The sequence below is a fragment of the Actinosynnema sp. genome (assembly GCF_052038725.1).
The window spans coordinates 1-12201 of record NZ_JBQGCX010000924.1; the positions used below are offsets into that span (position 1 = coordinate 1).

Here is a 12201-nt window from a genome sequence, read left to right on the forward strand (position 1 = left end):
GATGCGGGCGGCCCCCAAGGCTTCAGCCGTCCGAGCGTCGACCACCCTGGCGCAGGTCGCCCAAGCGCTGGTCCGCAAGGCGTCAGCCACCCTGGCGCCGACCACCCTGGCACCGCCCACCCTGGCGCCGCCCGCCCGAGCGTCGGCCCGCACAGCGCCGACCAACCGGGCAACCGCCCGAGCGCCGCCCACCCGCGCGCCGACCACCCCACTCCCGGCGGTGGTCGCCGGTGAGCGGGGTCCTGCGGGTCGGCAACGCCTCCGGGTTCTACGGGGACCGGTTCTCCGCCCTGCGCGACGTGGTCGTCGGTGGTGGGGTCGACGTGGTCACCGGGGACTACCTCGCCGAGCTCACCATGCTCATCCTCGGCCGCGACCGGCTCAAGGACCCCGCGCTCGGGTACGCCCGCACCTTCCTGCGCCAGCTGGAGGAGTCGCTCGGGCTCGCCCTGGAGCGCGGCGTGAAGATCGTCGCCAACGCCGGGGGGCTCAACCCCGCCGGGCTCGCGGAGCGCGTCCGGGCGCTCGGGCTCGGGGCCAAGGTCGCGCACGTGAGCGGGGACGACGTGCGCGAGCGGTTCCCCCGCGCGCTCACCGCCAACGCCTACCTCGGCGCCAGGGGCATCGCCGCCTGCCTGGAGGCCGGGGCCGACGTGGTCGTCACCGGGCGGGTCACCGACGCCTCGCTCGTCGTCGGGCCCGCGATCGCCCGCTTCGGCTGGGGCGTCGACGACCTGGACGCGCTCGCGGGCGCCACCGCCGCCGGGCACGTGCTGGAGTGCGGGACCCAGGCCACCGGCGGGAACCACCCGTTCTTCACCGAGTTCGACGCCACCGCCCCCGGCTTCCCGATCGCCGAGCTGGAGGCGGACGGGTCCGCGCTCATCACCAAGCGGCCGGGCACCGGGGGCGCGGTCACCACCGACACCGTCACCGCCCAGCTGCTCTACGAGATCGGCGACCCCGCCTACCCCGGCCCGGACGTCGTCGCGCACTTCGACACCATCCGCCTCCAGCCGCACCCGAGGGGCGTGCGGCTGACCGGGACGCGGGGCAGCCCGCCGCCACCGGACCTCAAGGTGTGCCTGAACTCCCTGGGCGGCTACCGCAACTCCACCACGTTCGTCCTCTGCGGACTCGACGTCGAGCGCAAGGCCGACCTGGTCCGGCGGCAGCTGGAGGGCGCGGTCGGCGCGGAGGGCCTCACCTGGACGCTCGCCCGCACCGACCGGGTCGACGCCGACACCGAGGAGACCGCCTCCGCGCTCCTGCACGCCACCATCAAGACCCCGGACCCCAAGCGCGCCAAGGGGTTCTCCCGCGCCGCCGTCGAACTCGCGCTCGCCTCCTACCCCGGCTTCCACGCCACCTCCCCGCCCGGCGACGGAACCCCTTACGGCGTCTGCGAATCCGCCTACCTGCCACGGGAATCCGTTCCGCACCAAGCGTTCCTGCACACCGGGGAGGTGGTCGACGCGTGAGAGCGCCACTCGGGCGGATCGCGGGCGCGCGGTCCGGCGACAAGGGCGGCGACGCCAACATCGGCGTCTGGACCCGCACCGACGCCGCCTACGCCTGGCTCCGCGCGGAGCTGACCGCCGCGCGGCTCGGGGAACTCCTGCCCGAGGCGGGCGAGGTCACCCGGTACGAGCTGCCCAACCTGCGGGCGCTCAACTTCGTGCTGCACGGCCTGCTCGGGCAGGGCGTCGCGGCCTCCACCCGGTTCGACCCGCAGGGCAAGGCGCTCGGCGAGTGGCTGCGCGCCCGGCACCTCGACATCCCCGACGAGCTCCTCGACGCCCCACCGGACCCACCCCCGGAACCAGCGCCAGCACCGGCACCGGGACCAGCAGGAGCGGAGCCGACGCCGTGACCACCCTGACCACCGCCGTCGACCCGGACTCCGCCGAGCACCGCGCCAACCGCGAGGCGATGCTCGCCCGCCTCGCCGACCTCGCCACCGAGCACGCCGCGGTCCTCGCGGGCGGCGGGCCCAAGTACGTCGACCGGCACCGGAAGCGCGGCAAGCTCCTGGCCCGCGAGCGGATCGAGCTGCTGCTCGACCTGGACGCCCCGTTCCTGGAGCTGTCCCCGCTCGCCGCCTGGGGCACCGAGCACCCGCTGGGCGCGGGCCTGGTCACCGGCGTCGGCGTGGTCTCCGGCGTCGAGTGCGTCATCACCGCCAACGACGCCACCGTGCGCGGCGGCTCCACCAATCCATGGTCGCTGCGCAAGTCGTTGCGCGCCAACGACATCGCCGCCCAGAACCGGTTGCCGCTGATCGGCCTGGTCGAGTCCGGCGGGGCGGACCTGACCAGCCAGAGCGAGATCTTCATCCCCGGCGGCCGGGCCTTCCGCGACCTCACCCGGCTCTCCGCCGCCGGGATCCCCACCATCAGCACCGTCTTCGGCAACGCCACGGCGGGCGGCGCGTACGTGCCGGGCCTGTCCGACCACACCGTCCTGGTCCGCGACCGCGCCAAGGTCTTCCTCGGCGGCCCGCCGCTGGTGAGGATGGCCACCGGCGAGGTCGCCGACGACGAGTCGCTCGGCGGAGCCGACATGCACGGCTCCACCTCGGGCCTGGCCGACCACGTGGCCCGCGACGAGGTCGACGCCCTGCGCCTGACCCGCCGCGTCGTCGCCCGCCTGAACTGGCGCAAGCTCGGCCGCGCGCCCGGCCCGGTCGACGAGCCGCTGCACGACCCCGAGGACCTGCTCGGCCTGGTCCCCACCGACCTGCGCGTCCCGTTCGACCCGCGCGAGGTGATCGCGCGCCTGGTCGACGGCTCCCGCTTCGACGAGTTCAAGCCCGACTACGGCACGAGCCTGGTCACCGGTTGGGCCGACCTGCACGGCTACCCGGTCGGCGTGCTGGCCAACGCGCGCGGCGTGCTGTTCAGCCAGGAGGCGCAGAAGGCCGCCCAGTTCATCCAGCTCGCCAACACCTCGGCCACCCCGCTGCTGTTCCTGCAGAACACCACCGGCTACATGGTCGGCGCGAGCTACGAGCAGGGCGGCATCGTCAAGCACGGCTCCATGATGATCAACGCGGTGGCCAACAGCCGGGTGCCGCACCTGACCGTCGTCATGGGCGCCTCCTACGGCGCGGGCAACTACGGCATGTGCGGGCGCGCCTACGACCCGAGGTTCCTGTTCTCCTGGCCCAGCGCCAAGTCCGCCGTCATGGGACCGGCGCAGCTCGCCGGGGTGCTGTCGATCGTGGCGCGGCAGGCCGCGGCGGCCAGGGGCGTGCCCTACGACGAGGACGGCGACGCGGCGATGCGGCGCGCGGTCGAGGAGCAGGTGGAGGCGCAGTCGCTCGCGCCGTTCCTGTCCGGGCGGCTCTACGACGACGGCGTGATCGACCCGCGCGACACCCGCACCGTCCTCGGCCTGTGCCTGTCGGCCGCGCACAGCGGCGAGGTCGTCGGCGCGGACCGGTTCGGCGTCTTCCGGATGTGAGGTGCTGATGATCGGCAGACTGCTGGTGGCCAACCGGGGTGAGATCGCCCGCAGGGTGATCCGGGCCTGCCGCGAGGCGGGCGTCTCCCCGGTGGCCGTGCACGCGGACCCGGACGCCGGTGAGCCGCACGTGCGCGAGGCCGACGCCTCGGTGCGGCTGCCCGGCGAGCACCCCGCCGACACCTACCTGCGCGCCGACCTGCTCGTCGCGGCGGCGCTGGCCAGCGGGGCGGACGCGGTGCACCCCGGTTACGGGGTCCGGTCCGAGAACGCCGCCTTCGCCAGGGCGGTCCTCGACGCCGGGCTGACCTGGGTCGGGCCCGACCCCGAGGTGATCGCCGCGATGGGCGACAAGGTCGCGGCCAAGCGCGTCATGCGCCAGGCGGGCGTTCCGGTGCTGCCCGACCTGGACCCGGCCACCGCCGACCGCTTCCCGCTGCTGGTCAAGGCGTCGGCGGGCGGCGGCGGGCGCGGGATGCGGGTGGTGCGCGAGGCCGCCGAGCTGGCCGGGCAGGTCGACGCCGCCGGGCGCGAGGCCGCGTGCGCGTGCGGCGACGGGAGGGTGTTCTGCGAGCCGCTGCTGGAGGGCGCGCGGCACGTGGAGGTGCAGGTCCTCGCCGACCGGCGCGGCGCGGTGTGGGCGCTGGGGGAGCGGGAGTGCTCGATCCAGCGCCGCCACCAGAAGCTCGTGGAGGAGACGCCCAGCCCGGCGGTCGGGCCGGAACTGCGGGAGCGGCTGTGCGCGGCGGCGGTCAGGGCCGCCCGCGCCATCGGCTACACCGGCGCGGGCACCGTCGAGTTCCTGCTCGACGACTCGGGCGCGTTCCACTTCCTGGAGGTCAACACCCGGTTGCAGGTCGAGCACCCGGTGACCGAGCTGACCTGGGGCGTCGACCTGGTGGCCTGGCAGCTCGCCATCGCCGAGGGCGCCGGGCTGCCCGACGCGCCGCCGACGCCGTCCGGGCACGCGATCGAGGCCAGGCTGTGCGCGGAGGACCCGGAGCGCGGCTGGCGGCCCGCGCACGGGGTGGTGCGCCGGTTCCACGTGCCCGGCGACGTGCGGGTCGACAGCGGCGTTGAGGCGGGCAGCGCGGTGGGCGTGCGCTACGACCCGCTGCTCGCCAAGGTGATCGCGCACGGGCCCACCCGCGCCGCCGCCGTGCGCAAGCTCGCCGCCGCGCTGGAGCGGGCCGAGCTGCACGGCGTCGCCACCAACCGCGACCTGCTCGTGGCGGTGCTGCGGCACCCGGCGTTCGGCCGGGGCGACACGCACACCGGGTTCCTGGAGCAGCACCGCGCCGACCTGCTCGGGACGCGGCCGGTGGACGTGCGGCACGCCGCGCTGGCCGCCGCGCTCGCCCGGTCCGCCCACCGCGCCCGCGCGCTGCCCGCCGGGTGGCGCAACCTGCCGTCCCAGCCGGTCCGGGTCGCCTTCGAGCACCGGGGCGAGCGGGTCGAGGTCGACTACCTGCGCACCCGCGACGGGATCGCCACGAGCCTGGACGTGGAGGTCGTCGCGGTCGGGCCGGACGTGGTGCGGCTGCGGCGCGGCGGCGTCGAGACGGCCTGGCCGGTCACCCACTACCCGCCGCCCGACCCGTCCGGCGAGCCCGGTCCCGGCGACCGGGTGGAGGTCGGCCCGGTCACGCTCACCCCGCTGCCCCGGCACCCCGTCCCCGAGCGCCGCGCGCCGAGGGGGACCACCACCGCGCCCATGCCCGGCGTGGTCGTGCGCGTCGAGGTGGCGGAGGGCGCGACCGTCGCCGAGGGCGAGCTGCTGCTGGTGCTGGAGGCCATGAAGGTCGAGCACCGGGTGCGCGCCGAGCTGGCGGGCGTGGTCACCGCCGTGCCCGTCGCGCAGGGGCGGTCGGTCGCCGAGGGCGACGTGCTCGTGGTGCTCGCCCCCGCCGGACCAGCCGGAACCGCCGACCCGGCAGACCCCGCCACTCCCGCCGACCCCGAGGAGCAGCCGTGACCGCGTTCACCGAACCCCCCGAGCGCGCCGACCTGCGCGCCGCCGTCGCCGCGCTCGCCTCCCGCTACGGCGAGCGGTACTTCCTCGACAAGGCCCGCTCCGGCGGCAAGACGCACGAGCTGTGGGCCGAGGCCGGGAAGCTCGGCTACCTCGGCGTCGCCGTGCCCGAGGAGCACGGCGGCGGGGGCGGCGGCATCGGCGACCTGGCCGCCGTCTGCGAGGAGCTGGCCGCCGCCGGGTGCCCGATGCTGCTGCTCGTGGTGTCCCCGGCCATCTGCGCCACCGTGATCACCCGGTTCGGCGCCGACGCCCAGAAGGCCCGCTGGCTGCCCGGTTTCGCCGACGGGACCACGAAGATGGCCTTCGCCATCACCGAACCCGACGCGGGCTCCAACGCGCACCGCCTGACCACCACGATCCGCCGCGACGGCGACGACTGGCTGCTCACCGGGAGCAAGCACTACATCTCCGCCGTCGACGAGGCCGACGCCGTGCTCGTCGTCGCCCGCCACGTCGACGCCTCCGGGCAGCGCCTGGCCCCGTCGCTGGTGGTCGTGCCCACCGACGCCCCCGGCTTCACCCGGCACGAGATCGCGATGGAGCTGGTCTCGCCGGAGAAGCAGTTCACCTGCTTCTTCGACGAGGTCCGCCTCCCCGCCGACGCCCTCGTCGGCGACCCGTCCGCCGGGCTCGACCAGCTGTTCGCAGGCCTCAACCCGGAGCGGATCAGGGCCGCCTCCTACGCGACCGGCGTCGCCCGCCGCGCCATCGCCAAGGCCGCCGACTACGCCCGCACCCGCACCGTCTGGGACGTCCCCATCGGCGCCCACCAGGGGCTGGCCCACCCGCTCGCCCAGGTGGCGGTGCAGGTGGAGCTGGCCAGGCTGATGACCCAGAAGGCCGCGGCGCTCTACGACGCCGGGCGGGACCGGGAGGCGGGTGAATCGGCGAACATGGCCAAGTACGCGGCGGGCGAGGCGGTCGCCGCGGCGGTGGACCAGGCCATCCAGGTGCACGGGGGCAACGGGCTGTCCGCCGAGCACGGGCTGGGCGCCCTGCTCACCGCGTCCCGGTTGTCCCGAATCGCGCCGGTCAGCCGGGAAATGATCCTGAACTTCGTGGCGCAGCACACGCTCCGGTTGCCGCGCTCCTATTGACCGAGTTGCGTTTGCCAGGTGCAGATTGGTGTGGAACTGCTCACGCCCATTCCCAGCGCAAGCCCACCACTCCGGGACCGAAGTCCACCGCCACCGCGTAGGCATAGCCCCACGCGTCGACCGGAGTTTCCCGCACTTCGGCGGGTTCGACGTCGGTCAAACCGGAGGTGAATTGTTCGCACCGCGCGGGGCGGCAGCGCGAGTCGTAGCGCACCTCCAGCACGTACTCCTTGACCGTGTGCCGGAACCGCCGGGTGTGCGTGTTGTCGAACGTGGGGTGGTGCGGGGCCACGTAGATCAGCTCGTACTCCACGGCGGTGCGCTCGCCGCGCCGCAGCGGCCGGTCGAACAGCAGTTCGGCGATCATCAGCCCGTTGCGCGGGTCGGTGGCCACCCGGCCCAGCGAGCAGCCCCGCAGCGTGCCGATGACCGGCAGCGGGTCGCCGGGGAGGCGGGTGTCGTAGCCGAGCAGGACCCGGTCGACGCCACCGCGCTCGGCCCGCAGGACCTGCCGCGACCGCACCCGGCGGGTGCTGCCGTCCATGGCCAGTTCGACCTGGTCGCGCAGGCTCAACCGGGTCAGGTCGTGGTCGGAGCTGGTGTCCACGTCGGCCAGCAGCTCGGCCATCGGCTCGGACGCGGACGCGTCCGCCACCCAGCCCAGCGGGCTGGACGCGGGCACCGGCCTCGGTCGCGCCTTGCCCCTGGGGCGGGGCGGGCCCAGCAGGGACCGCAGGGCGCCCTCGCCGAGGTCGAGGATCTCCTCCAGGTGCGCCAGGGCGGTCAGCGAGTCCGGCCGCTCCGGTCTGCGCCGACCGGACTGCCAGTAGCTCAGCGCCGCGATGCTCACGGTGCTGCCCCGGCCGCGCAGCCGGTGCTGGATGCGTTCCAGGCTCAGCCCTTTGGCGCGGATAGCCGTCCGCAATGCGCAGGCGAACGGGTCGCCGCCCCCGCCGATCCTGCCCGGATCACCCACCGGTGATTCCCGGCCGACGACTTGCGCAGACATCTCCACTCCCGTGCTCGCGCGAACAAGACAAGGCGAGTGACGGTATCGTGCTAAAACGTCCGATCGGTACAGCCGATCGGGTTTCCCGGTGTGAATTGAACCGTATCGGCGGGGCAAATAGCACGCGCCGTGGACGTTTGAATTCTCATTAACAGAGGTCGTGTGAAGGCCCTGTTCCACTCCGCCCGCAGCACTGCCGCTGGGGCGTCCGGCCGCTTCCCGACCAGGGGAAACGCACCTACTGTCGGTGACGCGGGGTGATCGGACGCACACCCCGCGCGGTCGGTCGGGCTCCACCCCTCAAGCCGCACGCGGGGTCCGTTCCGCCGCCTCCCTGCGAACGACAGGACCACCTGCCATGCGCAAGAACACCCTCGCCGCCGGTGTGGCGGCGGTCACCGTCGGGCTGGCGCTGACCGCTCCACCCGCCCAGGCGGCCCCCACCGGGGCCGTGCTCGCCGAGGGCTCGGCGCTCGCCGTGCCCGGAAGCTACGTCGTGCAGCTCAAGGACCCCGAGCTGTCGGCCCAGGACGTCACCGCCTCGGCCCGCGCACTGGCGGCCCGCTACGGCGGGCGCGCCGACCGGGTCTACAGCGCGGCCCCGCGCGGCTTCTCCGCGCACCTGACCCCGGCCGCCGCCCGCAGGCTCGCCGCCGACCCGGCGGTCGCGCTCGTGGAGCAGGACCAGCGGTTCACCGCCGCCGCCACCACCCAGAGCCCCGTCCCGTCCTGGGGCCTGGACCGGATCGACCAGCGCTACCTGCCGCTGGACAACTCGTACACGTACACCAGCACCGGCCTCGGGGTCGACGTCTACGTGATCGACAGCGGCGTGCGGGTCGCCCACCCCGAGTTCGGCGGCCGGGCGGTCGACGGCTACGACGCGGTCGAGAACGACAACACCGCCCAGGACAGCACCGGCAGCGGCACGCACACCGCCGGGATCATCGCCGGGACGATCCACGGCGTCGCCAAGCAGGCCAGGATCATCGCGGTGCGGGTGCTCGACAACGCGGGCTCCGGCACCACCGCCGGTGTCATCGCGGGCATCAACTGGACCGTCAACCACTACGTCGGCAACGGCCGGGCCCGCCCCGCCGCGGTCAACCTCGGGCTGGGCGGGGTCGCCTCCACCGCGCTGGACAACGCGGTCGTGGCCTCCATCAGCCAGGGCCTGACCGTCGGCGTCCCGGCGGGCGACAGCAACGCCAACGCCGCGTCGCACTCGCCCGCCCGCGTCGCCTCGGCGATCACGGTCGGCGCGACCACCAGCACCGACGCCCGCACCTCGGTCTCGAACTACGGCGCGGTCCTCGCCCTGTTCGCGCCCGGCAGCGCCATCACCTCGACGGGACTCGGCTCCACCCCCGTCACCCGCGGCGGCACCTCGGTGGCCACCCCGCACGTGGTCGGCTGCGTCGCCCGCCACCTCCAGGCCAACCCGACCGCCACGCCCGCCCAGGTGCAGGCGGCCCTGATCTCCCACGCCACCCCCGGCATCGTCGCCGCGCCGGGAACCGGCTCGCCCAACCGGCTCCTGCACTGCCCCCCGACCCTCTGACCCCCGTCCCCCGATCGAGAACGAGGTGAACCCCGTGTCCCGCACCCCCGTCCCCCTGCTCGCCGCCGCCCTCGCGGTCGGCGCGCTCGCCACGCCCGCGTCAGCCGAGGAAGGCCGGGTGCTCTCCGCCGCCTCCCCCGACGCGGTCCCCGGCAGCTTCATCGTCCAGCTCAAGCCCACCGCCTCCGCCGCCGACTTCGACGGCTCCGGCGTCCGCGCCCCCGGCGTGCGGGCCGAGCGCGCGCTCGAAGGCGCGTTCCACGGCTTCACCGCCCGCCTCACCGACCGCCAGGCCAGACGCCTGGCCGCGCACCCCGACGTCGAGCTCGTCGAGCAGGACCAGGTCATCCGGCCGTACGCGGTCCAGACCAACCCGCCGTGGCACCTCGACCGGCTCGACCAGGTCGCCCTGCCGCTGAACGCCCAGTACGGCTACACCACCACCGGCCAGGGCACCCGCGCCTACGTCGTGGACACCGGCGTGCGGATCACCCACCAGCAGTTCGGCGGCCGGATCTGCGCGGGCTGGGACGTGGTCGAGAACGACGAGGTCGCCCAGGACCTCAACGGCCACGGCACGCACGTCGCCGGGCTCATCGCGGGCAGCACCTACGGCGTCGCCAAGAGCGCCAGCATCTGCCCGGTGCGGGTGTTCGACGCCACCGGCTCCGGCACCACCGCCGGGGTCGTGCAGGCGGTCAACTGGATCCGGCTCAACGCGGTCAAGCCCGCCACCGCCAACTTCAGCCTCGGCGGCGCCGCCTCCGCCGCGCTCGACAACGCCGTCCAGGCCCTGATCACCTCCGGCGTCACCGCCTCGGTCACCGCAGGCGGCAGCGGCGGCGACGCCGCGAACTACTCGCCCGCCCGCGTGGCCGCCGCCCTCACCTCCGGCGCGACCACGAACACCGACGCCCGCGCCCCGTACTCCAACTACGGCTCGATCGTGGACGTCTACGCGCCCGGCCAGTCGATCACCTCGGCCTGGCACACCAGCGACACCGCCACCAACACCCTCAGCGGCACGTCCATGTCCACCGCCCAGGTGACCGGCGTGGCCAACCGCTACCTGCACGCCCACCCGACCGCCACGCCCGCCCAGGTGCACGGGGCGATCGTCTCCTGGGCGACGCCCCAGCCGTGGGGCGGAAAGCTGCTCCACTGGCCGCCGCAACTCTGACCGATAGGGGGGTGGACAGCCGTTGCCCAGGATCGCGCAACGGCTGTTCACCACCCGTTAGCAGATGCCTCGGCATGTGAGAAAGACCAGGTCAAAGCACTTATTAACCCCCCGACAACTGGCAATCTTTCACTCTTCCGGGCGGACGTACTTTCTTCCTAGAGTCGATAACCGTAAGCGAGGGCAAGGTGGCACTGCGTGACAACCGGTCCCTGCAAAGCACCGGTTCGTCGTGTGGTTCCACCCATTCGAGAAACGGACACCGCATGTTGGAGTCTCGACACCACCGGTACCTGGCCGGCGTCGGAACCGCCGCGCTGCTCATGGGCGTCATGGCCACCCCGGCCAGCGCCGCCACCGGTGAGATCCTCTCGGCCGACGCCGAGAAGAAGGTCCAGAACAGCTTCATCGTGAAGCTCAAGGACGGCTACGCCGCGACCTCCTCGGCCGACGCCCTGACCTCCAAGCTGACCTCCCGCTTCGGCGGCAAGGTGACGCACACCTACAGCAGCGTCAACAGCTTCGCCGTCTCGCTGGACGAGTCCGCCGCCAAGCGCCTCGCCGCCGACCCGTCGGTCGAGTACGTCGAGCAGGACCAGGTCTTCAGCATCCAGGCCACCCAGGCCAACCCGCCGTCGTGGGGCCTCGACCGCATCGACCAGGTGTCGCTGCCGCTCAACTCCTCGTACAGCTACACCTCCACCGGCTCCGGCGTGAGCGCCTACATCATCGACACCGGCGTCCGCATCGCGCACAACGCCTTCGGCGGCACCGCCGTCAACGGCTACGACGCGGTCGACGGCGACACCGTCGCCCAGGACGGCAACGGCCACGGCACGCACGTCGCCGCCAACGTCTCCAGCGCCTCCTACGGCGTCGCCAAGGCCGCCCAGATCGTCGCGGTCCGCGTGCTCGACAACGCGGGCTCCGGCACCACCGCAGGCGTCGTCGCGGGCATCAACTGGGTGACCAACAACGCGGTCAAGCCCGCCGTCGCCAACATGAGCCTCGGCGGCGGCGCGTCCACCGCGCTGGACAACGCGGTGGCCTCGTCCATCAGCTCCGGCGTCACCTACGCGATCGCGGCGGGCAACAGCAACGCCAACGCCTCGTCGTACTCGCCCGCCCGCGTGGCCTCGGCCATCACGGTCGGCGCGACCACCAGCACCGACGCCCGCGCGTCGTACTCCAACTACGGGTCCGTCCTGGACATCTTCGCGCCCGGCAGCTCCATCACCTCGGCGTGGAACACCTCCAACACCGCGACCAACACCATCTCCGGCACCTCGATGGCGACCCCGCACGTCGCGGGCGCCGCGGCGCGCTACCTGTCGACCAACCCGTCGGCGACCCCCGCGCAGGTGGCCAGCTACCTGACCAGCACGGCGACCGCCAACAAGGTCACCAGCCCCGGTTCCGGCTCGCCGAACCGCCTGCTGTACCTGCCGCCGAGCGCCTGACGACCCGCCGATCGCACCGAGGCCGTCCCCGAACGGGGGCGGCCTCGGCCGCGTCCGGTGGCCGCGCGGGTGTCAAGGGGGATGTGGTTCGCGTCGACGTCCGCCGATGACTAGCCTTGGCGACCACAGCAAACGCGATCTACCACGAGGAGAGCAGTACCCGTGATGCGCACGCACGAGGCCGGGACGCTCCGCGCCGAGCACGCCGGGCAGTCCGTCACCCTGACCGGGTGGGTGGCCCGCAGGCGCGATCACGGCGGCGTCGCGTTCGTGGACCTGCGTGACGCGTCGGGCATCGCCCAGGTCGTCATCCGGGACGAGGCTGTCGCGCACGGGCTGCGCGCGGAGTTCGTGCTGCAGGTGACCGGCGAGGTCGGGCGTCGGCCTGAGGGCA

The 12201-nt window shown here is 74.0% G+C and carries 8 protein-coding genes and 1 pseudogene; 8 read left to right on the plus strand and 1 reads right to left on the minus strand.

The features are described from left to right. The first annotated feature begins 230 nt into the window (after positions 1–230). The 4 genes and pseudogenes from ACTUAL_RS19455 (at position 231) to ACTUAL_RS19470 (ending at position 6597) form a co-directional block, all read left to right on the plus strand. Positions 231–1873 (plus strand): annotated as a pseudogene (locus ACTUAL_RS19455) (acyclic terpene utilization AtuA family protein). Next, a complete protein-coding gene (locus tag ACTUAL_RS19460; protein WP_096492277.1) occupies positions 1870–3465 on the plus strand; it encodes an acyl-CoA carboxylase subunit beta in 1596 nt (531 codons plus the stop codon). Before ACTUAL_RS19455 ends, ACTUAL_RS19460 begins: the two are co-directional and overlap by 4 nt. 7 nt (positions 3466–3472) lie before the next feature. Beyond that, positions 3473–5440, plus strand: a complete 1968-nt coding sequence (locus ACTUAL_RS19465) for an ATP-binding protein (RefSeq protein WP_440901251.1) — start codon at positions 3473–3475, stop codon at positions 5438–5440. Continuing rightward, a complete protein-coding gene (locus tag ACTUAL_RS19470) occupies positions 5437–6597 on the plus strand; it encodes an acyl-CoA dehydrogenase family protein (protein ID WP_440901252.1) in 1161 nt (386 codons plus the stop codon). The genes ACTUAL_RS19465 and ACTUAL_RS19470 overlap by 4 nt, the downstream gene beginning before the upstream one ends. Before the next feature lie 40 nt (positions 6598–6637). Here the strand turns inward: ACTUAL_RS19470 and ACTUAL_RS19475 are convergent, their stop codons facing one another. Continuing rightward, positions 6638–7606 (minus strand): hypothetical protein, encoded by a 969-nt coding sequence (locus ACTUAL_RS19475; protein WP_015800552.1) that lies wholly within the window; start codon positions 7604–7606, stop codon positions 6638–6640. A gap of 358 nt (positions 7607–7964) precedes the next feature. Here ACTUAL_RS19475 and ACTUAL_RS19480 point away from each other — a divergent pair, with 358 nt between their 5' ends. The 4 genes from ACTUAL_RS19480 to ACTUAL_RS19495 all read left to right on the plus strand — a co-directional run. Further along, positions 7965–9167, plus strand: coding sequence for a S8 family peptidase (locus tag ACTUAL_RS19480; protein WP_440901253.1), 1203 nt, complete (start codon positions 7965–7967; stop codon positions 9165–9167). Between the two features lie 34 nt (positions 9168–9201). After that, complete coding sequence (locus ACTUAL_RS19485; protein ID WP_440901254.1) at positions 9202–10347, plus strand: S8 family peptidase; 1146 nt, start codon at positions 9202–9204, stop codon at positions 10345–10347. A 266-nt stretch (positions 10348–10613) separates the two neighbouring features. Continuing rightward, complete coding sequence (locus ACTUAL_RS19490; protein ID WP_440901255.1) at positions 10614–11807, plus strand: S8 family peptidase; 1194 nt, start codon at positions 10614–10616, stop codon at positions 11805–11807. 162 nt (positions 11808–11969) lie between these two features. Next, positions 11970–12201 (plus strand): OB-fold nucleic acid binding domain-containing protein (locus tag ACTUAL_RS19495; protein WP_440901256.1); only part of this gene is annotated, 232 nt, incomplete at its 3' end.

Bases quoted from the DNA above. Each gene is read 5' to 3' on its own strand.
- ACTUAL_RS19480 (WP_440901253.1), top strand. From the start codon at position 7,965: ATGCGCAAGAACACCCTCGCCGCCGGTGTGGCGGCGGTCACCGTCGGG.
- ACTUAL_RS19475 (WP_015800552.1), bottom strand. From the start codon at position 7,606: ATGTCTGCGCAAGTCGTCGGCCGGGAATCACCGGTGGGTGATCCGGGC.
- ACTUAL_RS19490 (WP_440901255.1), top strand. From the start codon at position 10,614: ATGTTGGAGTCTCGACACCACCGGTACCTGGCCGGCGTCGGAACCGCC.
- ACTUAL_RS19465 (WP_440901251.1), top strand. From the start codon at position 3,473: ATGATCGGCAGACTGCTGGTGGCCAACCGGGGTGAGATCGCCCGCAGG.